The organism is Saccharopolyspora erythraea NRRL 2338, from assembly GCF_000062885.1.
Classification (GTDB): domain Bacteria; phylum Actinomycetota; class Actinomycetes; order Mycobacteriales; family Pseudonocardiaceae; genus Saccharopolyspora_D; species Saccharopolyspora_D erythraea.
The window spans coordinates 5,389,213-5,413,280 of the sequence record NC_009142.1; the positions used below are offsets into that span (position 1 = coordinate 5,389,213).

Consider the following 24,068-nt stretch of genomic DNA (forward strand, 5'->3'; position numbering starts at 1 on the left):
GCTCACGGTTGCCTCCATGCCTTGCGGGACACCCGCACCCGGTCGGCAACCCGCGAGCGGAAATGGACGATGGTCGCTCACGGTTGCCTCCGGAGGCCGATGTGGAGGTGGTCGAACTCGAATCCGTACTCCGAGTAGTTCACGACGTCGCGCGAGATCCCGACCAGCCTGTCGGCGAACATCGGGGTGATCGAACCGCTGTTGTCCACCAGGTAGCGCTGGGCGTCCTGGTACAGCACCCGGCGGCGGCCCTCGTCCATCTCGCGGCGGGCGGCGTCGAGCATCGCGTCGAAAGCGGGATCCGCCCAGCTCGTCTCGTTGTAGGACGACCCGCTCCGGAAGATCTGGTTGAGCAGCTGGTCGATCGGCCGGCCGGTGTACCAGTAGGTGGCGCACAGCGGCTGCCGCATCCAGATCTGCGAGTAGTACGAGTCCGCCGACGCGTTGCGCACCCGCAACCGGATGCCCGCTGCCGCGACGGAGTCGGCGAACGCCAGCGCCATCGGCGTGAACACCGGGTCGTAGGCCGAGGTGTACACGTCGAGCGCGAGGTTCTCCTGGCCGGCCTGCTTGAGCAGCGCCCGTGCCCGGTCGGGATCGTGGGGCACCCGGTAGTCGGTCCACATCGGATTCCCCGGTGGCACCGGGTTGTCGTTGCCCGGTGAACCCGCCCGCTGGATCGCCACGCCGAACACCGACTCCTGGTCGTAGGCGAGCTTGAAAGCCTTGCGCACCAGCGGGTCGGTGAACGGCGGCGCCGTGCACAGCATCGGCAGCCCGTACCACTGGGAGTTCGGCGACCGGGCGATCGTGGTGCGCGGCGAGGCGTTGATCACCCGCGCGGTCGCGAAGTCGAGGTTGGTCTGCGACAGCAGGTGGACCTGCCCTGCCAGCAACGCGTTGGCCCTGGCCTGCATGTCGGCGATGGAGAAGTACTCGATGGCCGACAGCACCGGGGCGCCGGCGAAGTGGTCGGGGTTGGCCACCACCCGCCCGCGGCCGGCCGCGGTGAAGGACTCCAGCCGGAACGGACCGGTGCCGATCCCGGTATCGCCGATGGTCGCGCCGCTGCCTTCGGGCACCACGTAGCACTGGTAGGCGGTGAGCAGGCTGGGGAACTCCGCGTTCGGCGACTTCAGCGCGAACTCCACCGTGTGCTCGTCGGGCGCTGTGATCCCGGCGGGATCGAGCAGCGGCGACAGCACGCCCTCCTGCGGTGAGGACGTCGCGGGGTCGAGGATGCGCCGGACCGTGTGCACGACGTCGGCCGCGGTGAACGGTTTCCCGTCGTGGAAGTGCACGTCCCGGCGCAGCCGGAAGCGCCACCGGACGCCGAGCGGATCGGACTCCCACGACTCGGCCAGATCCGGCACGACCTCGCCGTCGCGGCCGAGCCGGACCACCCGGTTGTACAGCGCGCCCAGGTACTCGTACGCCGAGAGGGAACTGGCCGGATCAAGCGTCTCGGCCTGCGACGCTGGTGGTCGCGCGATGCGCAGCACGCCGCCGGCTCGCGGCGTACCGGTCGCCGCTCCGTCGGGCAGCGGTGCCGCACCCGCCCCACCGCACCCGCTGGTGAGCGCGGAGGTGCCGGCCAACCCGAGTCCGGCGGCCAGCAGAGTCCGCCTGCGCATCCGGCCCTGGCCGGTTCCGCGATTCTGCTCGTCCACCGAACCTCACCACTAATCGTACGACTGTTCAACTCAATTGGTTGACGTACGATAGTTGCTGCGGAGCGAAAGGCCAACCCTTCACGCACGGACGTGACCGAGCGGATTCCTCCGGCTACCCGCAGCCTCGGAGCGTCTGACCGGCGAGAGCGTCGCTGTTGAGCCAGACTCACACCACGTACGCGATGCGGGGCAGGAACATGGCGAAGGCGACGCTGCTGACCGTCGGACACGGAACCGCCGCGAAGGCGGAGATCGTCCGGCTGCTCCGCTCCGCGGGCGTGACCAGCCTGGTGGACGTGCGCACCGCCCCTGGCAGCCGCCGCAATCCGGACATGAGCAGGTCCGCGATGGAGCACTGGCTGCCACGGGAGGACATCGCCTACCGCTGGGACCGACGCCTGGGCGGGTTCCGGAAGCTCACTCCCGACTCACCCGATCTCATGTGGAGGAACGAGTCGTTCAGGGCGTACGCGGGGCACATGCGCACTCCGGAGTTCGTCGACGCAGCGGATGAGCTGGCCGAAGAGGCCCACACCCGCACCACCGCGATCATGTGCGGCGAATCCCTGTGGTGGCGTTGCCACCGGCGGATGATCTCCGACTTCCTGCAACTCACCCGCGGGATCGCTGTGCGGCACCTGATGCACGACGGCTCGATCACGGAACACCAGCCCATCCGCGGGGTGCGGGTTCGCGATGACGGACTGCTCGTCTACGACGGCGGCCAGCAGACGCTGGACAGCACTTGACGAACGAACGTGACAACGAGGTGGAGCCGCTCGTCACCGCCGAACTCCGACGGTCCGGATCAGGACTCCCTGTCCCGGTATTCCCCTGCGGCGGTGGCACCAGGCGCGGCACGGCTCGTGATCTCGAAGCGGTACCGCCCGGTCAGCACACCGCCGGGATCCAACGGCAGGCGGTCGTGGAACGCCAGGGCCGGGCAGGCGCCGGGGTACTCCGCGCTGCGGACGAACCAGGTCGCCGGGTCGGCATCCGCCGAGGCGAAGGTGAGCGCGGCCGTCTCCCCGGTGAACGTCAGGCTCCGAGCCGACGCGCCGTTTACGGCGTGCTCGCCGCTGGCGTCCTCAGTGGACACCGGGCCGTCGCGGAACGTCGCTGCCCCGCGCCAGAAGAGACCGCCGTAGCCCGCCCCGGAGCGGCCGCTGGTCGCCGGGCTGCCGAGGCGCACGCAACGGTCGGAGACGTTGCGCAGCCGGTAGGACCAGTGCAGCATCCATCTGCCGAAACGCGGATCGACGCCGTCCACGCGCAATACGCGCGCCTCCGCCAACACCACGCGGCCGTCGGCCGCCAGCCACGACAGCTCCTCGGTGAGCTCGCAGGAGTCGGCCGACACCGACACGTCCGCCCATCGGCGGTGGCGGACCTCGCCGTGGTCCTCGCGGTACCGGTAGCCCGAGCCGTCGACGTAGGTGGGACCGCCCCAGAAGTTGTCGCCGTCCACGTCGGCAACCGCCATGCTGATGCCGAGGTGCCAGGGGTGGTCCTCGGGACCCACCGCGGTGATCTCGTCGCCCGCCAGGGTGCGGACCGGGTGCGCGTACGGTCGCGGTGAGTCGGTCCGCGCGAGGTCCGGACGGAAGAGGTAGCGCAGCAGGGTGGTGCCGCCGAAGCCCACTTCGACGGCATCGGCGGTCATGCACAGCGCCAGCTCACTCACCAGAGGTGCTCCCGCTCGCCCATTCGATGCCCTGTTCCGAGAACAACGCCATGTCTTCGGCCGCCCTCCGCACGAACTCGTCGATGCCGTGGATGACCCGGTTCCTTCCCGCGTCGTCGCGCCAGTACCGAGGGGGAACGCGCCGGACCTCTTGCGCCTGCCGCACCGCGTCGACCACCGCCGTGAACGCGCCGCTGCGGTGCAGCGGAGCGAGCAGCGGTGTGGACCGGCCATCGGCGACATGCGCGAGCAGGTCCTCCAGCAGGTCGGTGCGGCCGTAGGTGCGTCGCCAGGTCCCGGATTCGCGGCTTTCGACGGTCAGCCGGTCGCGCTCGTAGTGCAGGACCGCCCGTCCCTCTTCGCCGTGCACCACGACGTAGGGGTCCTGGTCACGCGGCCCGCACACGGTGGTGGCCACCACGACCGCGGCCGAACCGCCGAACCGCGCCCGCAGGCAGGCGGTGTCGTCGGCCTCGATGTCGTGCGCGCGGTAGAGCTCCACCTCGACGCCGTCCGGAGTCCGCTCCGGTGAACCCGTTTGCGCGACCGCGAACGCCGTGGCGACCGCGTGCGCGAACGGGTTGGTCAGCGTGCCGTCCACGACGGCCTCGCCGTTGAGCAGCCGACGGCCCGCCCAGGGCGCCCGGCGGTAGTACTCGAAGGGCCGCACCCACACCCCGGCGCCGCCGATGCCGGTCACCGCGCCGAGTGCTCCCGAGCCGATCAGCTCGGTCAGTGCGGGCAGGGCGTGCGAACCGAGGCTCTGGAACCCGACCTGCACCGACCGGCCCGTCTCCGCCGCGAGCGCCCGCAGCCGCGACAGCTCGTGGCTGCTGGTCACCGGTGGCTTCTCCAGCAGGACATCGGTGCCGGCGCGCAACGCGGTGGCGGCGAGCCTCGCATGCGTCGGGATGGGGCTTGCGATGACGGTGACGTCGATGCGGTGTCGCGCGAGGAGTTCGTCGAGGTCGCCGTACACCGGGACCGGGCCGAGTTCGGCGGTGCGCGCGGCCGGGATCGGGTCGCAGGCCGCGGCCAGCCTCGCCTCGCCCGCCTGGCGCAGCCGCTCCAGGTTGCGCAGATGCCAGGCGCCGTAACCGCCGACACCCACGAGCGCCACTTCGGGCAACGGACCAGTCCCATCCGTAGAAAGCGCTTGCTGTCCGAGTAAGCTAGGCACCCACTTGGAAACTGTCAACGCGGCGGCCACCGGCCGTTGGAGGAGGACCGCGAAGGAGTGCCGATGGCCTCGACGCTCGCCGACGTCGCGGCACGGGCCGGGGTGTCCACCGCGACGGTCTCCCGAGTGCTCAACGGCAACTACCCGGTCTCGGCCGCGACCCGGGAACGGGTGCAACGGGCGCTCGAAGAGCTCAGCTACGTCGGCAACGCACCCGCCCGCGCGCTGGCCGCGCACTCCTCCGACGTGATCGGCGTGATCGTCAGCGACGTCTCCGACCCGTTCTTCGGCATCCAGGCCAGCGGCCTGCAGTGGGAGGCCGCCGACTCCGGCCTGCTCGCGGTCATCTGCAACACCGCCGGCTCGCCCGCCGCCGAGCTGAAGTACCTCCGGCTGCTGCTGGGCCAGCGCATGCGCGCGATCGTGCTCACGGGAGGCGGAAGCGACGAACCCGAACACCTCGACGCCACCGCGGCGCTGATCGACCAGGCGCAGTCGGCGGGTACCGGGGTGGTGCTCTGCGGCAGGCCGGCCCCGCCCGGGGTCGAGGCGCCGGTGATCGCATACGACAACCGCGGCGGCGCACAGGCGCTGACCAGGCACGTGCTGGCCCTGGGGCACCGCAGGATCGCCTACGTCGCCGGGCCGCCGGGCCACGGAACGACGCGAAGCCGCCTGGAAGGTCACCGCGCGGCGCTGGCGGATGCGGGCCTGGGCGACGGTGCGGCACCGGTGGTCCACGGCGACTTCTCCCGCGCCTCCGGCTTCGACGCCGCACTGGAGCTGATGCGCGTCGCCAGCGGCAGCACCGCCGTCGTCGTGGCCAACGACCTGATGGCGCTGGGAGTCATCGCCGCGCTGCGCCAGCACGGGGTCGCGGTGCCCGCGGAGGTCTCCGTCGCCGGCTTCGACGATCTGCCCGCCGCGGTGGACGCGGTGCCCGCGCTGACCACCGTCCGGCTCCCGCTGCGCGAGGGCGCCCGGCGCGCGGGCCGGATCGCCGCCGGAGCCGAGCCGCTCACCGCGCCCGGCCGGATGCTGTGGATGCCCGCCGAACTGCTGGCCAGGGAGTCGGTGGCGCCACCGGGCGCCGGCCTTCCGCAGTGGCCCCCGCGCTGAGTTCCTGTCTTGAACTCGCCTTGCGTGGCGGCGCGGGAAACTCAGGCGTTCTCCGGCGCCGGGATCTTTTTCTCACGTATCACCCGGAGAAGCTGAGCACGCGTCCGTCCGGCAGCGGGAGCGCGAGCGCGGCCCGACTCGGGCGTGGTGATCGCGAGCGCGGGCCGACTCGGGCGTGCCGCGTTCGGCCGTTGACGCACCCGGAGGCGACCTCTAGCCTTCCGCGGCAAGGCTAGTAAGCGCTTTCTACGCGGGCTGGACGCAGCGCGGAGGTGAACCCGATGCGACGGAGCACGGGAGCTGTCATCGGCGCGGCGGCGGTCGCGCTGGCCACGCTCGCGGCGTGCGCACCCGGCACCGACTTCGGTCCCGCGAGCAACGGCTCCCCGCCCGGCCATCTGACCTACACGTACTTCACCGACGGGCCCGACGAGAAGGTGACCCGCGACCTGATCGCGGAGTTCGAGCGGCGCACCGGCGCCACGGTCGACCTGCAGATACTGCCGTACTCCGAGCTGGAGCAGCAGTTGCAGGGCAGGCTGGCCGCGGGGCACGCGCCCGACGTCGCCCGGCTGACCAACCTGAGCCCGTTCCGCAGCGACCTGCTGGACCTCTCGGCCAACGGCGCCGACATCGGCGACCAGTTCCTCGACCAGGCGCGGGAGACCACCAGCGGCCCCGCCGGGGAGACGGTGGCCGTTGCCAGCGACCTGACCATGAACGGCCCGCTGGTCAACACCGATCTGTTCGCCAGGGCGGGAGTGGCGTTGCCGCCGAAGGACCGGCCGGTGAGCTGGCCCGAACTGATCGCCAAGGCCAGGGTGGTGCAGCAGAAGTCGGGCTCGCCCTACGCCATCGCGTTCGACAAGTCCGGCGCCCGGGTGGCCGGCCTGTTCAACCAGTTCGGCACGAACTACTTCGGCACCGACGGCGCGGTGCAGCTCGACCCCGCCAAGGCCGCCGCGGCCACGCGGCTGTTCGTGGACCTGAACAACGACGGCACGATGTACCGGGACTTCTGGGTGCAGTCGGGCACCAAGTACGAGGGCGCCGACGACATGTTCCTGCGCGAGGACGTGCCGGTCTACTTCAGCGGCAACTGGCAGACGGGCCAGTTCGACGAAGAGGCCCAGTTCGGCTGGACCGTGCTGCCCAACCCGTGCGCCGAGCGCTGCGGAGGGTTCCCCGGAGGCAAGTTCATGGTGGCGTTGCGCCAGACCACGAACCCGCGGCTGGCCGCCGAGTTCGTCGCGTTCATGAACTCCCGCCAGGCGCAGGAGAAGTACGCGAGGGAGGCGCACTTCCTGCCCACCCGCAAGGACCTCCTCGCCGAAGGCGTCGACTACCCCCGGCGCGACGCGGAGATGGACGTCTTCCTCGACGACGTCAGGCGGACCGACCCGGCCGCCTTCAGCTCCGCCTACAGCCCCGGGATGGACTCGACGGCCGACGCGGTGGTCGACGAGCTGGCGGCGGCGATCGTCGGCAGGCAGTCGGTGCCCGACACCGTGGCGAGGATGCGGACCTCGGCGCAGGAGGCACTGGAGGCGGCCATCCCATGACGACCACCGAGTCCCCGCCCGCCACGAGCGTGCGACCGCCGTCGGCGCGCAAGCGGGGCGCCAAACCGTGGAACCAGCGCCTGGCGCCCTACCTGTTCGTGCTGCCGAACATGCTGGTGTTCGGGGTCTTCATCATCTACCCGGCGCTCAACGGCTTCAACATCAGCCTCTACAACAGCAACAACGGCCGCGCCTTCACACCGGTCGGCACCAGGAACTACCGCAGGCTGTTCACCGACGAGGAGTTCTGGCAGGCCGCGGGCGCCACGGTGATCTTCGTGGTGGCCTTCGTCGCCGTCTGCACGGCGGCGTCGATCGGCCTGGCGATGCTGCTGACCAAACCGATCAGGGCCCGCGGCTTCTTCCGCGCCGTGTTCTTCCTGCCCGTGCTGCTCTCCCCGGTGGTGGTCGGCCTGCTGTGGGGCTGGATCCTGGAACGGCGTTCGGGCGCGCTCAACGCGATCCTCGGCGCGGTCGGGCTGCCCGAGCCGGGCTGGCTGGTCAGCGGGCCGCTCGCGCTCGGTGCGACGGTCTTCGTCGGGGTGTGGGCGCACGCGGGCTTCTACACGCTGATCATGATGGCGGGGCTGCAGGCCATCGACAGCTCCTACTACGAGGCCGCGCACCTGGACGGGGCCGGGGCGTGGCACCGGTTCCGCCACATCACCTGGCCGCTGCTGCGGCCGACCACGCTGGTGGTGGTGATCCTGGCGATGATCGCCGGCTTCCAGTCCTTCGACTTCATCTACACGCTCAGCGGCGGCGGACCGCTCGGGGCCACGACCCTGATGGTGCAGTACATCTACGAGCACGCGTTCCAGTCGCCGATCCAGTACGGGCTGGCGGCCGCGGGCTCGGTGGTGCTGTTCTGCACGATCTTCGCGCTCACGGTCTTGAACTTCCTGTACGGCCGCAGGAAGGAGTCGATGTGATCGGCGCGCTGCGTCCGGCCCCTCGCAAGTCTCCGGCGCCGTCGTGGACCGGTACCTCCGGAGGACCTCCGCCTCGAACAGGCCAGGTGCTCACCTACGCCGCCCTGATCGCGCTGAGCGTGCTGGTGCTGGCACCGGTGGTGTGGGCGGTACTGGCGTCGTTCAAGACCCGCACCGAGCTGGCGGCGCGACCGCCTAGCCTGCTGCCGGAGAGCTTCCGGCTGGACAACTACACCGGCGCGCTCTCGGAGTTCGACTTCGGCGTCTACGTCACCAACAGCGCGATCGTCACGGTGGGCGCCACTGCGCTCACCCTGGCGATCAACGCGATGGCCGCCTACGCACTGGCGAAGTACAACTTCCGCGGCCGCAACGCGCTGTTCCTGGTCACCCTCGGCACGATCATGATCCCGTTGCAGATCATCCTGATCCCGCTGCACCAGGTCGTCGCACAGCTCGGGATGACCAACTCGCTGCTCGGCATGATCATCCCGCCCGCGGCCACACCCACCGGGGTTTTCCTGCTGCGCCAGTACATGCTCACCATCCCGGATGAGCTGATCGAGGCCGCCAGGGTGGACGGCGCGGGCGAGCTGCGGATCTTCCTGCGCCTGGTGCTGCCGCTGTGCAGGCCCGCGCTGGCGGTGGTGACGATCTTCTCGGTCATCTGGCGGTGGAACGACTTCCTCTGGCCGCTGGTGATCGCGCAGTCGCAGGACCTCTACACCCTGCCGGTGGCCATCGCGCAGTTCAACAGCCAGGAAGTGGTGCCGTTCAACTACATCCTGGCGATGTCGGTGGTCAGCATGATCCCGGTGGTCATCATCTTCCTGGTCCTGCAGAAGCACGTGGTGCGCGGCATCGCGCAAACCGGACTGAAATGAGGTTGGCATCCATGACCGGACGCACCGTGCACCGGCTCGACGAGGCAGGCACCGTCCGCGACTGGCTGGTGGCCGGAGCGTGGGGCGAGCCCGTCGCGGCGCTGCCGGACCTGGTGCCCTCGACGGGATCGTCCTGGGGGCGGGACGGCAGATGGGTGCTCACCAACGGCCCGGACGTCACACCGCTGAAAGCCCGGCTCCACCGGGCGGCGCCGTTGCGCGAGCAGGCACCGCCCGCGGTCGTCGAAGGCGGTCCCGTCAGCTACACGGGTCCGGACGGCTCCGCGCACGCGGGCACCTGGCGGCGGACGCACACGGCCGGGGACGGTCTGGTCGACTGGAGCGAGTTCTGCTTCACCCCGCAATGCCGGGTCGCGCTCGCGGCGACCGCGCTCGAGGTCGACCAGGCGGAGTGGCGGACGCTGCGGCTGGCGAGTACCGGGCCGACGCTGCTCTACGTCAACGGCGAATGCGTGGCGCGGTCGGAGTCGGTGACCTACATGGAGCCCGCCGAGCAGGCGACGAGGGTGTGGCTGCCGCCGGGCGTGAACGAGGTCGTGGTCTGCTCCTGGCAGGTCGGGTTCCGGGAGTGCCGCCAGATCCTCCGGCTGCGCGTCGAGGGCCTGCCGGTCCGGGTCGTGCTGCCCAGCCCAGGAGCCGACGAACGGATCGGCGAGCTCGCCGAGCAGGTGCTCGACTCGGTCGGCACGCCGTCGTGGGGCAACCTGGGCACCGAGGTCGAGCTGCACGGGCCGGACGGACCCGCGCTGCGCGTCGAGGTGGGCGGTGTCGGCAAGCGGGTCCGGCTCGACGGCGGGAAGGCGGTCGTCGAGCTACCTCCGCCCGATTCGGGCGAGCGGGACTCCGCGTCGATGCTCAGCACCGGAGAAGCGGTTCTGCGGGTGTTCCTGGACGACGAGCGCTCCCCCGTCTTCCGCGAGTTCCCCGTCCGGCTGCTGCCTCGGCACTACCGCGCCGAACCCGCCGGCGACGAGCGGACGTGGCGCCGCGAGCTGTTGGAGCACGCCCGCACCCAGCCGAACGGATGCGCCGGCGAGCTCGCCTCGGCCGCCCTCGACCCCGGCCACCGACTGCACGCCGAGTCGCTCGACCGGTCGCTGTGGATGATCGAGAAGCGGGCCGACTGCGCCGACTTCGAGGCGCTGGGCCTGCTGCACCTGTGGCACCGGCTGCCGGAAGGCACGTGGCCCGAGGGGGTCCGCACGCGGGTCGCCGACGCCCTGCGCGGCTTCAAGTACTGGATCGACCAGCCCGGCCTGGACGCGATGTGCTACTTCACCGAGAACCACCAGCTCGTCTGGCACACCGCCGAGCTGCTGGCGGGCCAGACCTTCGCCGACGAGGTCTTCGCGAACTCCGGCTGGACCGGCAGGCAGCACGCCGAGCACGGCCGCGTGCTCGCCGAGAAGTGGCTCGTGCGCAAGCTCGCGGCCGGATTCAGCGAGTTCGACTCCAACGCCTACGTCGCCGTGGACGTGCTCGCGCTGGTCTCCCTGGTCGAGTTCGCCGACGACGCCAAGCTCGCCGAGCTGGCCGCGGGACTGCTCGACAAGACCCTGTTCACGCTCGCGGTCAACTCGTGGCGCGGCGCCCACGCCTGCGCGCACGGCAGGTCGTACGTGCATACCCAGCGCAGTGCGCGGATGGAGGAAACCGCGTCGATCATGTGGGTGTGCTGGGGCACCGGCGCGTTGAACGCCGCCACGCTGCCCGCCACCGTGCTGGCCACCGCCCACCGCTACACCGTGCCCGAGGCGATCGTCGCGGCCGCGCAGGAGCTTCCGGAGGAATGGATCGGCAGACAGCGCTACGCGGGCGAATACCGCTCGCACCACGACCTGCTGTCCCGGCCGTACGCATCGGACCTGCTTGTCTACAAGACGCCGGACGTGATGCTCTCCAGCGTGCAGGACTACCGCAGCGGTCTTCCCGGCCTGCAGGAGCACGTCTGGGGTGCCGTCCTCGGGCCGGAGACGCAGGTGCACGTCACCCATCCGCCGAGCGCGGCGACGCACTCCTCGGCACGGCCGAACGCGTGGGCGGGCCACCGCGTGCTGCCCCGCACCCGCCAGCACACCGACACCGTCCTGGCGGTCCACGACATCCCGGAACACGACCCGATGGGCTTCACCCACGGCTGGTTCCCGCTGTCCACGATGGACGAATGGACGACGCGGGGTCCGTGGGTCGCGGGCAGGCGCGCGGAGGGCTACGTCGCGCTGGCCACCGAGGGCGGCTGCGGCTTCCTGACCAGCGGGCCGAACGCGTGGCAGGAGCTCCGCCCTCGCGGGCCGGGTGTCGCGTGGGTGTGCGTGGTGGGCAGGGGGGCCACCGACGGCTCGTTCGCGGAGTTCGTCGACGCCCTCGGCGAGCCCGACTTCCGGCACGACGGCGTCGAATACCGCACGCGCCACGGCGTGCGGCTGGCCCTGCACCGGCACGGAGCCTTCACGATCGACGGCCGGGTCGCGGACCTGGACGAGAACGGGCGCCCCGCCGAGCTACCGCACCTGGACAACCCCCTGTGCCGGGTCGACTTCGGCGCACCGGAGATGGTGATCGGCGAGAAGCGGCACGTCATCGACCTGCGCACCGGACGTTCCCTACCCGGCTGATCCCGGCCGGGCCTGAGGATTCACTCCCCGAGGCAGCTCAGCGCCTGCATGGCCTCTCGCTCCACGCGGGACAGATCGCCGAGGACAGTGCCTGCCCGCACGAGGTCCTCAACATCGCCTGACTCGCCGGCTTTCGCGATCAACGCCGCGGTTTCCGTCCACAGGGTGGCTGCCTCGGTGTACAGCCGGTGGCCGGTGCGCATGTGGCGGCTGTCGACAAGTTCGGCGCTTTCGGCGAGGAAGTCGCGGTAGAGGTTGCGGAACAGGGCGCCGCCGGTACCGGCCTTCTCCATCAGGAGGGCGGCCTGCGGCAGGTCCCGCTGAGGGCTGTCGGTGCGCTGGAGCCATGTGCGTACCAGCTTGCCGGCCTTCTCGATGCCTCGGTGGCCCAGGTTGGCGATGGGCGGGTTGAGGAAGGCCTCGGCGCAGGCGGTGATGGCGGGAATGATCTGACCCTGCGGGGACGGCAGGTTCTGCGGAGCGGTGAGGTTGAAGGACCGGTGCTTGGCGGCCATCGGGCCACGCGCTGCCCTGGCCTGGGCGAGGCTGGTCAGGCTGGTGGACACCGCTCCGCCTTGCTGGTCGGTGTCCACCAGGTAGGCGTCGCGGTCGTCGTAGCCGTACATGGCGACGACATGACCGCCGAAGTGCACCGGCGACCCGAAGTAGTCCAGGTAGTAGCTGTCGAGCTGCAGGCCCACGGGGTGGCCGGCGTCGATGGAGGCCACCACGTTCTCCCATGCCCTTCGGGGCGAGGCGGTCTCCCGCACCACGAGCTCCAGCCCCAGTCCGGTGGCGAGGTTCCTGGTGAGTTCGAAAGGCTTGACCCGTCCCCCGAGAAACGGAAACCCCATGTTCTTGCTGTCCCAATAGATGAAGGACAGACCGGAGCCGAGGCCGAAGAGCATGGGCTCGGACAGATCGAGTCCCTGGTGCCGCAGCAGCACCCCCAGGGCTGTCGTCTCGCAGTGCCGCGCACCGCGGGCATCGATGTCTATCACCGTGGTCATGCCATGCTCTCCTGGACGGGGACGATCAGCCGGGGCGTCAGCCCGTCTTCGGCTTGCCCCTCGTCACTTCATAGCCGGGCAGACCGTCCTCCGCCAGCCGTCCGGCATCTCCACCGTGCCTGGTCCCTGCTGAGCCGTTCGGCCAGCCGGCCCCAGCGGGGCTTCTCACCCCTTCGGCAGCCGCTCAGCGTCAGCCCCGTAGGGCATGATCGGGGTCCGCAACTCACTGCGAGCCCCTGGGGGAGCCCAAGTGAATACGCTCAAGCGCTCGCGCCCCGCTCCACGAGTCGGCAAACCGGTCGCTGTCCTCGCCACGGTGCTGGCGCTGGGGCTGACCGGCTGCTCCGACCAGCTCGGTGACCGGGGCGGTAAAGAGGGCTCACCACCGGACCTCATCGGCGACGTCGACTACGTAGAGGTCTACCGCAACGCCGACGGCTTCCCGAACGTCGCGCGGGTGTGCGTCCAAGGGCTCGCCTTCGCGACCAGCTCGTCCGGCCGAGGCGAGTCGTCGGGAGCCACTCCCGTCATCCGCGTACCCGAGTGGGACGGCTTCTGCGCGCAGAAGCTGGCCCGACCCTGAGCGACCGACGTCACTTGTTCGCGAGGCAGCTTGATCACACCGCCACGGTCAGCACGGCGAGTGTGGCGATCACCGCGCTGGAGGTGAGCGCCGTGCCCAGTCGGCCGCGGCGGCCGGTGAGCGTGCGCCCCAGCAGCGCTCCGCCACTGGCGATGAGAAGCTGCCAGCTCGCCGACGCGGTGAACGCGGCGGCCACGAACAGCAACCGCTCCGGCCAGGTGTCCGCGATGCTCGCCTGGCCGCCCACGACCACCGCGACGAAGTAGATGATCGTGGTGGGATTCAGCAGTGTCATCGCAACGAGCGCCGCATACGCGCGGGCAGGACTCAGCGAACCTTCGAAACGTCCGTCCGGCTGGGGAATCCGGTACCGGCGCACCGCGCCGACCGTGATCTGCACGGCCACCCCGACCAGCACCCCGGCGGCGATCCATCGCAGCCCATCCGCGACAGGTGTGACCACCCGGACCAGCGCGCCGCCGCCGACCACGGCGACCAGCGCGTACACGCCGTCCACAGTCGCAACGCCGAGAGCCGCCGCCACACCGACACGCCACGAGGTGCGGGCGGTCAACACGACGAGAAAGGCACCGACCGCACCGACCGGGATCGCGATCCCATACCCGGCCAACAACCCCGCGACGACTGCGGCCGTCACGGCAGCGACGTGTCGCGCCTGCCCGACGGAACCGCCTGCTGCTGGTCAGCCACGGACACTCCACGAGCCAGCAGCAGGGTTACCGGAACGGTCGCAGTCATGGTGCGATCGTGGCTGCTCGGTCCCGGCTGTGGCAATCCATTAACCGCGCAGTCCCGACGCACGGCAATGCACTGCCCGTTCGAGCGGTGCCTTGCCTCGCGCCGGGCCGCCACAACTTGGCGCTAGTGTCGTGAGTCGTTAAGACCGCATCTCATTTGGGTGTGTTTCCAGGCAGGCGATATGTTGATCAATTGTGAGTGATGTGGAGAGGTGGTGCCCAGAGCCGTTGTGGCTGCTGGCGCGTCCGTTGTTGCCTGATGCGCCGCAACGCCACCAAGGCGGGGGTCGGCGTCGGCTGGACGACCGCGCGGTGCTGGCTGCGATCCTGTACGTGCTGCAGACCGGGTGTGCCTGGTCGGCGCTGCCCACCTCGTTCGCGGTCAGCGCTCCCACCGCCCACCGCCGGTTCACCGAATGGGTCCAAGCGGAGGTGTTCAGCCAGCTGCACCAGGCGCTGCTGGACCTGTTGGGCACCGCCGGGGCGATCGACTGGTCGCGCGCGTCGGTCGACAGCATGCACGTCCGCGCGGTCAAAGGGGGGACCCGACCGGCCCCAGCCCGGTAGATCGAGGCAAGCCTGGCTCCAAGATCCACGCGATGAGCGAACGCGGCGGCATTCCACTGGCCGTGGTCGTCTCGGCGGCCAACCGCAACGACCACCGGGAGTTGGAGGCCGTAGTCGATTCCGTCGCGCCGGTCAAGGTGCCTACGGGGCGGCCCCGGCGTCGGCCGCACAAACTGCACGGCGACAAGGGCTATGACTTCCCGGTTTGCCGGAACGCGTTGCGTCGACGGGGCATCATCGCCCGGATCGCCCGCCGGGGCATCGAGTCGGCCAAGCGACTGGGACGCCACCGCTACGTCATCGAACGCACCCTGGAGTGGGTTTCCCGATTCCGTCGGCTGGCGCGCCGCTACGAGCGCAAAGCAGCTCACTACGCGGCATTCGTCCAACTGGCGTGCGCGGCGATCTGCTACCGCCGAGCTGTCAAGCTGGACCTGTTGATCCATAACAACCCCAAATGAGATGTGGTCTAAGCGCCACCGCGTCACCGTCGTGACGGTTCGCTGGTCACAGCGCCTGGGACCAGGCGGTGACAGCGCTGTGGAGCGACCGACCACAGCGCAGTCCACAGCTCCGCAGTCCCACAGGACGGGAACGGAGGAGCGCGGCAGGCTGCAGCGCAAGTGCTCGAGCGGGCTCGACGTTCCACAGACCTACGGGTCGCCACTGTAGCCACGGCTCGTGACAACTCGTAGCGCACTTCCCGTTCCTGCATGCACGGGTATGCGCGCTCCGGGCGGGATGTGCCGCCAGTGGCCCGTCGTGACGCCGTGGTTCCGGACCACTGAGGAATGAGCATGAGTCCGACCGGAGTCCTCAGCGGACAGTGCGAACACCGCCGGGGTGCCGTCGCCGACGACAACGGAGGGACCGCCGCCGCGGCCGGGGAGTGTGCCGGGCGCACTCTTCGCACGCCCGGAGCGCTCCTACCGGAAGGCCGGCAGGTTGCGCTCGACCCACTCGCTGAAAGGCTTGGCCGGGCGGCCGAGGACGTTTCCCACATCGGCGCTGATCGCCTGTTCGGCCGGCAGCGGGAGGCCGAGGATGTCCAAGGTGCCGTCGATGACCTCTTCGGGCATGAACCGCGCCATGTGGGCGTGGGCCTGTTCACGGGACAGTTCCACGAAGGCGACTTCCTCGCCCAAGACCCGGGAGATCACCGTGGCCTGCCGGCGCGGGCTGACGGCCTCGGGCCCGGTGAGCTCGTACGTACGGCCCGCGTGCCCCTCTTCGCGCAGTGCCACCGCGGCGACCGCGGCGATGTCGGCCGGGTCGACGACGGGCAATGCCACATCGCCGAACGGGGCGAAGATCGTGCGTTCGGTGCGGACCAGCTCGGCCCAGGCGAGGGCGTTGGAGGCGAATCCGCCCGGGCGCAGGACCGTGGAGTCCACTCCGGACGCGCGCACGGCGGCCTCGAAGTCGCGCAGGCGGGCGTGCGATGGAGCCTCGGGGCGAGTGGAGTTGATCTGGGAGGAAAGCAGGACGACGCGCTTGACCCCGGCTTGCAGGGCCACGTCGAGCAGGGCGTCCGGGCTTTCGCCGTGGCTGTTGAGCTCGCCGCCCAGCAGGACGAAGAAGGCGTCGGCACCGTCGAGGACCGGCCGCATGCTCGCGCTGTTGCCGACGTCGGCCCGGACGTGCCGGATGCCGACGGCGAGTCCGTCGGGCTGAGGACGTCGCGAGACGGCCACGACGTCCTCACCCGCCTCGGCCAGCAGGGGCACCAAGGTCCGCCCGACGTTTCCGGTCGCGCCTGTCACCACGATCATCGCAGTTCCCTTTATTAGTTAGTTGACTGACTAACTCGTACGATAGCACCGGCTCAGCGACGGTTGTCTATAGTTAGTTGGGTGACTGACTCAGCGAAGCCCCGGGCACGGGCGGCCGACAAGCGCCGACGGCTGACGACCGAGGCGGCGCGGGTCCTGCACGAGCAGGGCGTCGAGCGCACCACCCTCGCCGACATCGCGCGCGCGGCCGATGTACCCGTCGGGAACGTCTACTACTACTTCAAGACCAAGGACGAGCTGGTCATGGCCGCGCTCTCCGAGCACAGCGCGCACCTGGACGAGCTCACCAGCCGCCTGGACCAGCTACCCGACCCGCGCGACCGCCTCAAAGCCCTCGTCGAGGCCTGGATCGACCAGCGCGATGTCGCCGCCCGACACGGCTGCCCCACCGGCACCCTGGCCGTCGAACTCGACAAACGCACCGACGGAACCCTCGATGCGCAGGCCGGCACGGTGATCCGGCGCCTGCTGGAATGGGCCGGACACCAGTTCCGCGCCTTGGGCCTGCCCGACCCGGATGACCTCGCCGTCGCCTTCGTCTCCGCGTACCAGGGCATGTCGCTGCTGGCCAACGCCCTGCGCGACCCGGACATCATGATGCGCCAGGGAGCCCGTCTCCACCGTTGGCTCGACTCCCTCGATGCCGGGGACCAGACCGGGAACAGCGGAGCCGGTTGACGCTCCGCCGGCACTCGCACCTCCACCGAAAGGCCACTGTGGACCCGACGGGCACCGCCCTCGTCCACCGGGACGTCGCAGCGGTGCGCCGGGCCGGCTTCAGCCGACGAACCGGCGGATGCTGTTGACGTCCCCGATCTCGTCGAGCTCTTCCACGGTGACGTCCTGGCCTTCGGTGGGGGCGTGCACCACCTTGCCCCCGCCGATGTACATCGCGTTGTGGCTGGCCGAGCTGTAGTAGAACACCACGTCCCCGGGCCTGAGATCGCTCCGCGAGACACCGCGGCCTTCGCTGACCTGCGACTTGGTGGACCCGGGCACGTCCACCCCGGCCTGCTTGTACGACCACTGCACCAGCCCGGAGCAGTCGAACTGGCTCGGGCCCTTGGCACCGAAGACATAGGGCGAACCCTGCTTGCCCAGCGCGGCGTTGACCGCTTGGACCGCCGCCCCGGCCCCGGCGATCGAGCCGACGTTGCTGCTCTCACCGGACAAGGAGTCCTGCTCGGCCGGGCTCAACCGGTCGTACTGCTGCTTGACCCGGGCGACCTCGGCGTCCATCGCGCCCTTCCTCGCGGCGATCTCGCCGGTGATCCGCGCGGCGTCGGCCTCGGCCCTCGCGGCACGCCCGCGGGCGTCCTGCGCCCGCCGCTGCGCGTCCTCGGCCTGGTGCGTGGCATCGGACAGCCGCGAGATCGCCTCGTTGTTGTCCTTGGCCAGAACCTCGATGACCGACGCCCGATCGAGGAAGTCGTCGGGGCTCTCGCTGACCAGCAAAGCGGAAAGCTGGTTCACCCGCGCTCCCTGGTACGACGCGCGAGTGAGCTGGTCGACCTCCCCGCGGAACCGTTCCTCCTCCGTTCGGGCCTGGTCAGCCACCCGCTGGGCCGTGTCCGCCTCCGTGGTGGCCCGGTCCAGGTCGGCCTTGCGCGCCGCGTGATCGTCCTGCGCCTTCTTGTACTCCTCGGTGAGGAGCTCGGCGTTGCGAGACAGATCACGAAGCTGCCGCTGCGCCTCCGACAGCGTGTTCGGCGTGCCCGGTTGAGCCAGCGCGGGACCGGAGCTGACACCGACACTCGTGGCCACGGCGGTGAGGGCGACAGCACCGCACACGGTTCGTTTCAGCTCGGAGCGGACCATGAATACACCACTTTCACTTGCGGAATCGTCCAATGCACAACCGTGCCGAATGCCCCAGGGGCCGGGGCCGCCACCAGACCGGCGGGGAGCAGGGTCACACTCGACGCCGCGGCAACGCGCACAGGGCCGAAGCGGTCGACCAGGAAACCGCTGAGAGGAGAAGGCAGATACATCGCTCCAACATGCACGGCGATGACCACACCGGCAGCGGCGGCGGAGTGGCCGTGGCCCATGCGGGCCAGCGTCCTGTCCTGGTCATGATCGCGACCATGACCATCTGGGTCAATCCCATCACACCGGCGCCCGAAACCAGCATGGGGCGGGTGCCGTCCCGGCGTGGGCCCCATCGTCGCTGGGCAGGGCGTGGCGACTACACAGCAGCTACAGGTGGGTGATCAGGAATGCACATACGGTGACGGGTGTTCCTCGGAGCCCCTTGTGGTATTCCCGCATCGTGGACTGACGCGTCCTCAGTGGACGGTGCCTGGCCCTCCAGGTCCCTGAGGAGGTTGCCGACGCCCGCACGATGGTGCGCTCCGCTGGTCACCAGCGGGGTTTGCGGAGCTCGTAGGCCGGGTCGATCCGCCGCATGTAGCCGGTGTCGTCCCGGTCCCGGATTCCGCAGCGCAGGAACTGCTCGTGCAGCGCGCCGAGCTTGTCCCGGTCGAGCTCGACACCGAGACCCGGCGCGGTCGGGACGGCGACCGCGCCCTCGCTGAAGGTCAGCGCGCCGGGCTTCACGACGTCCTCCTCCTGGTCCTTCCACGGCCAGTGCGTGTCGCAGGCGTAGGTGAGGTTGGGGGTCGCGGCGGCGAGGTGGGTCATGGCCGCCAGACTGATCCCGAGGTGGCTGTTGGAGTGCATGGACAGGCTCATGCCGAAGGTCTCGCAGATGCCCGCGAGCAGCCGCGAGCGCCGCAGGCCGCCCCAGAAGTGGTGGTCGGAGAGCACCACTCGCACCGCGTTCCGCCGGATGCCGGGGTCCAGATCGGCGAAGCTGACGACCGCCATGTTCGTGGCGAGCGGCATCGGGAGCTTCCGCGCGACCTCGGCCATGCCCTCGATGCCGCCGGTCGGGTCCTCGAGGTACTCCAGGACGCCGTCGAGCTTCCGGCCGACGCGGATCGACGTGTCCACCGTCCACGCCGCGTTGGGGTCCAGCCGCAGCGGCATCCCGGGGAAGGCCTCGGCGAGGGCCTTGATCGCCGCGATCTCCTCGTCCGGCTCGAAGACCCCGCCCTTGAGCTTGATCGCGGAGAAGCCGTAGTCGTCGATCATCCGGCGGGCCTGCGCGACGACGCCGTCCGGATCCAAGGCAGCGCCCCAGGTGTCCGGCTCGGCGCCGGGGTGCCCGGCCCACTTGTAGAACAGGTAGGCGGAGTAGTCGATCCGGTCCCGCACCGCTCCCCCGAGCAGGCTGCTCACCGGGAGCCCGGTGGCCTTGCCCTGGATGTCCAGGCAGGCGACCTCGAACGGGGAGAACACGGCGTCGGCGGTGCTGGAGTCGGTGACCATCCCGGCCATCCCGTGCCCGCCGGTGCCGGAGTCACCCTGCAGCGAGGTGCGGACCCGGCCCGCCAGCGCGTTGAGGTCCCAGACGTCCGTGCCGGTCACCAGCTCGGCGGCCCGCCGGAGCCGCTCGAGGTGCTTGGTGTCACCGTAGGTCTCGCCGAGGCCGCTCAGCCCTTCGTCCGTGCGGATCTCGACGATCGCGCGGATCGCGAACGGCTCGTGCACCCCCACCGCGTTGAGCAGCGGCGGGTCCTGGAATGCGACGGGGGTGATCTCGACGTCGGCGATGCGCTGCCTGGTCGGCATCGGCAGGTCCTCTCCTCAGGGTCGGTGTGGTGCCGCTTCGCCGAGCAGCTCGGCGAAGGCTTCGACGACGGTGGCGCACGCGGCCTCGGCCGCCCGCGAGACCGCTCCGAGGTGGAAGGAAGTCCTCGCTTCCCACGCTCAGCACGGTCGGGGGCAGCCCAGCGTGCGAGGCCATCACGGGCGAGACGCGGGGATCCTCCAGGGCCGCGTGATCGGTGCCCGCGTAGAACCCGTTGACCGTGGCGTGGCTGGGGATCGCGGCCAGCAGGCGAAGGTCCGTCGCCGGGTACAGCAGCAGTTGCCCCAGCAGAGGACGGCCCGCGTCCCGGCAGTGCAACGCGGCGCCCAGAGCGAGGTTGCCACCCGCGCTGTCCCCGGCCACGGCCGTCCGACCTGCCTCGCCCCCGATCTCCGGATCGTCCATGACGTGCTCGACCGCATCGACGGCGTCGACCCACGCGGCGGGGAACGGGTGCTCGGGAGCGAGGGCGTACTCGACGCTGACCACCACCGCGTCCGTGCTCGCGGCAATCCGGATGGCGTGGTCGAGATGGGTGTCGACGCTGCCGACCACGAAACCGCCGCCGTGGAAGTAGACGACGGTCGCCCCTCGCGGCCGGTGCGGCCGCACGACCCGCACCGGAATGCCGCCCCTGCGGCCGGGGATCGTGCGCCGCTCGATCGCCGCTACCCTCGAACTCCGGCTTCGGGTAGAGCGCCTGGAACGCGGCGTACCGGGACCGAGCCTCTACGGCGGACGGACCGCCTTCGAACGTGGGCAGAACGCCCGCGGCGTCCCGGCGGTCGTACAGCGCCGCGATCTCCGCATCCAGCACGACTACGTCCCCACCCGCTCGGTGGCCGCGGCCGGGCTCGCCTCGCGAACGCGGCGCAGCCCAGGCAGCGCGCACAGGACGACCAGGGACGCCGCCGCGAACACGTAGAGCGCGAGGTCCGTGCTGCCGGTCGACTCCTCGATGTAGCCCAGCAGCGACGGCGCGAAGAAGCCGGCGAGGTTGCCCAGCGAGTTGATCAGAGCGATACCGCCCGCGGCGACCCGGACATCGAGGGTTTGCGGGACCAGCGGCCAGAACATCGTCGACGCGCACTTGACGCCGATCGCCGCGGCGACCAGCGCGACGAGCCCGAACCACGGACCGCCGACGGTGGCGAGGAAGGCGCCCACCGCCGACAGCACCAGCGCGCCGGCCAGGTACGGACGCCGGTCCGGGGCGCCGTCGGTCCGCTTCGCGAGCACGTACATCGCCGCCACGGCGAACAGCCACGGGATGGCCGACAGCAGACCCACGGCGAAGTCCGACGTGCCCTCGATCTGACCGACGAGGCTCGGCAGCCAGAAGGTGATCGCCGCCGTCGTCAGGCCGATGGCGAAGAAGACGATCGTCAGCAGGACGATCCGGACGTCGAGCAACAGCCGCCAGCGCGACACGGTGCCCGCAGAGCGACGGGCTTCAGCGTCGCGCCGGACCGCCGCGGACAGCGCCGACTTCTCCTCCGGCGTCAGCCACGGAGCGTCCTCGACGCGCGAGCGCAGGACGAAGATCGCCAGCGCCCCGACGACGACCGACACCACGCCCTCGAAGAAGAACATCCACCGCCAGCCTGCGATGTCGCCGACGCCGTGCATCTCCAGCAGCGCACCGGAAATCGGCCCGGTGACGATGTAGGCCGTGGCCGAACCGCCGAGGAAGACCGCGTTCGCCCGGCCCCGGTAGGCGTCCGGGAGCCACTTGGTGAAGTAGTAGATGACGCCCGGGAAGAAGCCCGCCTCGCACACCCCGAGCAGGAACCGCGCCAGGGCGAACTGCACCTCGTTCTGCACGAAGGCCGAGGCGACGGTCACGAGACCCCAGCTGATCATGATGCGGGTCAGCCACATACGCGCACCGACCCGTTCCAGGAGCATGTTGCTGGGCACCTCGAACAGCGCGTAGCCCACGAAGAACAGGCCCGCGCCGAGCCCGAACGCCGCGGCACCGACGCCGATGTCCACCTGCACGTGCTCCTTGATGAAGCCGACGTTGGTGCGGTCCATCTGGTTGATCACCAGCATCAGGACCAGCATCGGCAGGATGCGCCGGAAGAACTTGGCCGCACCCGAGGCGACGAGCCGCGCGTCGGGCTCCGCGGGAGAACTCACGTCGGTCTCCTTCGACTTCGGTGTGTCGATGAATCTCAGTTCGACGGCGGCGGGTTGTGCGCGAGAATCCGCCTGCCGTCCATGACAACCACGGCGCCGCAGGCGAAATCGAAAGACAGAAGCGCGCACCCCGACTGCCCGGCCGGCGCGGATGGAGCGTCGTCGGACATCGTCAGTGACCTCCAGGTGAGTGCGCGATGTCCATGGACGCTAAGCGCTGAGCAATGCGGGAACAACTCAGCTTGTGCATCGGTCGATGCAGGAATTGGATCGATGCCGACGGCGTGGGGTGGCGATCGGTGCAACACGGGCGTGACGCGGATGGCGCGGGCCGGCTCGCGGTCTGCTCGTGTTCGGCTACCCGTCCATGTCAGAGGTTGATGGTCCCCCGGATGCGGGTGGCGGTGGCTCCGCCGACCCAGACCGCGCCGTCCTGGTCGGCGGTGATCGTGATGTCACCGGCCCGGCCGAGACGGGCACCCTGGGAGACCCGGTAGCGGGCGGGGGCTGCTCCGGTGCGGGTCAGCCACTGGCCGACCGAGGCGTTCATGCTGCCGCACACGGGGTCCTCGGCCACGCCGACGCCGGGGGCGAAGGTGCGCAACTCGAACTCGAACGGCGACCCCTCGGGGTAGGCCCCGACAGCACCGACCATCGCGGTCGGGATGCGCGAGAGATCCGGTTCCAGCGCCAGCACCTCTTGGGCCGTCGCGAGCCTGACCACGGCCCAGCCGGGTCCGTTGTCGACCCACTGGTGGTCGAGCACCTGGTCCCGGCTGATCCCGAACGCGGTCACGACCTCGTCGAGGAACTCCTGCTCCAGTGCCCCGTCGCGGATGGTGGGCGGCGCGGCGAAGGACAGGACGCCCTCACCTCGGTGGACCTCGACCAGTCCGGCACCGCACTCCTGCACGACGCGGTCGTCGCGACGAGGCGTGCCGCCGTTCTCCAGCCAGGCGTGCGCGGAACCGAGCGTGGGATGACCGGCGAACGGCAGCTCACCGTCCGGGGTGAAGATCCGCAGCCGGTAGTCCGCCTCCGGGGTGGTCGGCGGCAGTACGAACGTGGTCTCCGAGAACACCGTGCCACGCGCTGCATGTCCTCGGTCTCCACGCCATCGGCGTCGAGCACGACCGCGACCGGGTTGCCGAGGTACGGGGCGCAGGAGAAGACGTCGACCTGGGCGAAGTCACGAGGACGGGTCACGATGAAAGGGCCTTTCGCCAAACTGGAGAGCAAGGAGACTGCGCGCGTTTTCGGTGGTATGCCAGGTGCGCCAACGACAGCAGTACTGGCGGCAGCCTAACCGGCATCTGGCCTCGGACCCGACAGCCAATTCCACGAAAGTGGACTGCTCACGACCGGTGAGGCGGGCGGCCACAGGCACTCGTCGGGGAGGCGACACGGGGTGCGCGGGGCGATCTCGGCGGCGTTGAACCCGCGGGCGAATTGCCTGGCTGCTGCTTCGCCGAGCCCCGAGGCTGATCGGCGAGGGCTGGACGACTGGCTCGCCAAGATCGACAAGCTGGTGACGGAGATGCAGGCCCTGAGGTCCTTCTACCAGAACGCGACTCCCGGCACCGAGACGCTGCGGGTCCTGCAGGTCGCTTTGGCCAACGAGGTCGCACGGGACGCGGCCTCCCGGTTCGGGTTCACCACCTGTGCCGACACCGGTGCGTGGACGACCAGCTCCGCCTGAGTGAGCAGTTGCTCGTCTGAGCCGCGAACAGCGCCACGCCGCACACGCCAACACCACGGCGAGTAGTAGACCTCCCCACCGGTGTCCAGAGCCGGTGACGTGGCCTGGGGGGTGGCCCTGGCAGCGTCCCGACGGGAGGCTGCCAGGGGCCGTCCCCCGGTCCGGGCTCCGTCGACCCCCAGCCGTCGGTG

Annotated in this window: 22 protein-coding genes and 1 pseudogene; 10 read left to right on the plus strand and 13 right to left on the minus strand. The window is 70.3% G+C overall.

The features are described from left to right. Positions 1 to 77: 77 nt before the first annotated feature. Positions 78 to 1,670, minus strand: coding sequence for an ABC transporter substrate-binding protein (locus SACE_RS23385; protein WP_009950332.1), 1,593 nt, complete (start codon positions 1,668 to 1,670; stop codon positions 78 to 80). Between the two features lie 185 nt (positions 1,671 to 1,855). Between SACE_RS23385 and SACE_RS23390 the strand changes: the two genes are divergently transcribed. Beyond that, positions 1,856 to 2,422: a DUF488 domain-containing protein gene (locus tag SACE_RS23390; protein WP_231849736.1), complete on the plus strand. Its 567-nt coding sequence runs from the start codon at positions 1,856 to 1,858 to the stop codon at positions 2,420 to 2,422. A 59-nt stretch (positions 2,423 to 2,481) separates the two neighbouring features. Here the strand turns inward: SACE_RS23390 and SACE_RS23395 are convergent, their stop codons facing one another. After that, a complete protein-coding gene (locus SACE_RS23395; protein WP_009950329.1) occupies positions 2,482 to 3,357 on the minus strand; it encodes a DUF6807 domain-containing protein in 876 nt (291 codons plus the stop codon). Further along, positions 3,350 to 4,477, minus strand: coding sequence for a Gfo/Idh/MocA family protein (locus SACE_RS23400; protein WP_009950327.1), 1,128 nt, complete (start codon positions 4,475 to 4,477; stop codon positions 3,350 to 3,352). Before SACE_RS23400 ends, SACE_RS23395 begins: the two co-directional genes overlap by 8 nt. A gap of 123 nt (positions 4,478 to 4,600) precedes the next feature. Here SACE_RS23400 and SACE_RS23405 point away from each other — a divergent pair, with 123 nt between their 5' ends. From SACE_RS23405 to SACE_RS23425, 5 genes are all read left to right on the plus strand, one after another. Then, the gene (locus SACE_RS23405; protein ID WP_009950326.1) at positions 4,601 to 5,656 is read left to right on the plus strand and encodes a LacI family DNA-binding transcriptional regulator; all 1,056 of its coding nucleotides are present in this window, start codon (positions 4,601 to 4,603) and stop codon (positions 5,654 to 5,656) included. Between the two features lie 281 nt (positions 5,657 to 5,937). After that, complete coding sequence (locus SACE_RS23410; RefSeq protein WP_009950325.1) at positions 5,938 to 7,218, plus strand: ABC transporter substrate-binding protein; 1,281 nt, start codon at positions 5,938 to 5,940, stop codon at positions 7,216 to 7,218. Then, positions 7,215 to 8,150: a carbohydrate ABC transporter permease gene (locus SACE_RS23415; protein ID WP_009950324.1), complete on the plus strand. Its 936-nt coding sequence runs from the start codon at positions 7,215 to 7,217 to the stop codon at positions 8,148 to 8,150. Before SACE_RS23410 ends, SACE_RS23415 begins: the two co-directional genes overlap by 4 nt. An 86-nt stretch (positions 8,151 to 8,236) precedes the next feature. After that, entirely contained in the window at positions 8,237 to 9,034 is a 798-nt protein-coding gene (locus tag SACE_RS23420; RefSeq protein WP_009950323.1) for a carbohydrate ABC transporter permease, read from the plus strand. Positions 9,035 to 9,045: 11 nt separating this feature from the next. Continuing rightward, positions 9,046 to 11,670: a hypothetical protein gene (locus SACE_RS23425; RefSeq protein ID WP_009950322.1), complete on the plus strand. Its 2,625-nt coding sequence runs from the start codon at positions 9,046 to 9,048 to the stop codon at positions 11,668 to 11,670. 20 nt (positions 11,671 to 11,690) lie between these two features. Here the strand turns inward: SACE_RS23425 and SACE_RS23430 are convergent, their stop codons facing one another. Beyond that, a complete protein-coding gene (locus tag SACE_RS23430; RefSeq protein WP_009950321.1) occupies positions 11,691 to 12,680 on the minus strand; it encodes a BtrH N-terminal domain-containing protein in 990 nt (329 codons plus the stop codon). Positions 12,681 to 12,930: 250 nt separating this feature from the next. Here SACE_RS23430 and SACE_RS23435 point away from each other — a divergent pair, with 250 nt between their 5' ends. Continuing rightward, positions 12,931 to 13,263: a hypothetical protein gene (locus SACE_RS23435; RefSeq protein WP_231849737.1), complete on the plus strand. Its 333-nt coding sequence runs from the start codon at positions 12,931 to 12,933 to the stop codon at positions 13,261 to 13,263. Positions 13,264 to 13,297: 34 nt separating this feature from the next. Here SACE_RS23435 and SACE_RS23440 read toward each other — a convergent pair whose 3' ends face one another. After that, positions 13,298 to 13,921, minus strand: coding sequence for a LysE/ArgO family amino acid transporter (locus SACE_RS23440; RefSeq protein WP_009950317.1), 624 nt, complete (start codon positions 13,919 to 13,921; stop codon positions 13,298 to 13,300). 292 nt (positions 13,922 to 14,213) lie between these two features. Here SACE_RS23440 and SACE_RS36735 point away from each other — a divergent pair. Continuing rightward, a protein-coding gene (locus SACE_RS36735) for an IS5 family transposase (RefSeq protein WP_085982278.1) occupies positions 14,214 to 15,049 on the plus strand; the annotation gives its coding sequence in 2 pieces (ribosomal slippage) (positions 14,214 to 14,568 and positions 14,568 to 15,049; 837 coding nt in all). A 465-nt stretch (positions 15,050 to 15,514) separates the two neighbouring features. Here SACE_RS36735 and SACE_RS23455 read toward each other — a convergent pair. Next, positions 15,515 to 16,360 (minus strand): SDR family oxidoreductase, encoded by an 846-nt coding sequence (locus SACE_RS23455; RefSeq protein ID WP_009950816.1) that lies wholly within the window; start codon positions 16,358 to 16,360, stop codon positions 15,515 to 15,517. An 81-nt stretch (positions 16,361 to 16,441) separates the two neighbouring features. On the opposite strand from SACE_RS23455, the gene SACE_RS23460 reads away from it, so the two are divergent. Continuing rightward, the gene (locus SACE_RS23460; RefSeq protein WP_009950815.1) at positions 16,442 to 17,059 is read left to right on the plus strand and encodes a TetR/AcrR family transcriptional regulator; all 618 of its coding nucleotides are present in this window, start codon (positions 16,442 to 16,444) and stop codon (positions 17,057 to 17,059) included. A 99-nt stretch (positions 17,060 to 17,158) separates the two neighbouring features. Here the strand turns inward: SACE_RS23460 and SACE_RS23465 are convergent, their stop codons facing one another. From SACE_RS23465 to SACE_RS23480, 7 genes and pseudogenes are all read right to left on the minus strand, one after another. Continuing rightward, positions 17,159 to 18,145 (minus strand): C40 family peptidase, encoded by a 987-nt coding sequence (locus SACE_RS23465; protein WP_231849738.1) that lies wholly within the window; start codon positions 18,143 to 18,145, stop codon positions 17,159 to 17,161. Between the two features lie 35 nt (positions 18,146 to 18,180). Further along, the gene (locus SACE_RS38185; RefSeq protein ID WP_152538742.1) at positions 18,181 to 18,432 is read right to left on the minus strand and encodes a hypothetical protein; all 252 of its coding nucleotides are present in this window, start codon (positions 18,430 to 18,432) and stop codon (positions 18,181 to 18,183) included. A gap of 310 nt (positions 18,433 to 18,742) precedes the next feature. Further along, a complete protein-coding gene (locus SACE_RS23470; RefSeq protein ID WP_372491185.1) occupies positions 18,743 to 19,954 on the minus strand; it encodes a glucarate dehydratase family protein in 1,212 nt (403 codons plus the stop codon). Further along, the gene (locus tag SACE_RS40245) at positions 19,854 to 20,657 is read right to left on the minus strand and encodes an alpha/beta hydrolase fold domain-containing protein (RefSeq protein WP_009950811.1); all 804 of its coding nucleotides are present in this window, start codon (positions 20,655 to 20,657) and stop codon (positions 19,854 to 19,856) included. The genes SACE_RS23470 and SACE_RS40245 overlap by 101 nt, the downstream gene beginning before the upstream one ends. A gap of 198 nt (positions 20,658 to 20,855) precedes the next feature. Continuing rightward, positions 20,856 to 22,178 (minus strand): MFS transporter, encoded by a 1,323-nt coding sequence (locus SACE_RS23475; RefSeq protein ID WP_009950810.1) that lies wholly within the window; start codon positions 22,176 to 22,178, stop codon positions 20,856 to 20,858. A 35-nt stretch (positions 22,179 to 22,213) separates the two neighbouring features. Next, positions 22,214 to 22,348: a hypothetical protein gene (locus SACE_RS39825; RefSeq protein ID WP_269453508.1), complete on the minus strand. Its 135-nt coding sequence runs from the start codon at positions 22,346 to 22,348 to the stop codon at positions 22,214 to 22,216. A gap of 200 nt (positions 22,349 to 22,548) precedes the next feature. Then, positions 22,549 to 23,384: pseudogene (locus SACE_RS23480) on the minus strand (PhzF family phenazine biosynthesis protein). A gap of 202 nt (positions 23,385 to 23,586) precedes the next feature. On the opposite strand from SACE_RS23480, the gene SACE_RS23485 reads away from it, so the two are divergent. Further along, positions 23,587 to 23,877 carry a hypothetical protein gene (locus SACE_RS23485; RefSeq protein WP_009950807.1) on the plus strand — a complete coding sequence of 97 codons (291 nt, stop codon included), beginning with the start codon at positions 23,587 to 23,589 and terminating at the stop codon, positions 23,875 to 23,877. Positions 23,878 to 24,068 lie beyond the last annotated feature (191 nt).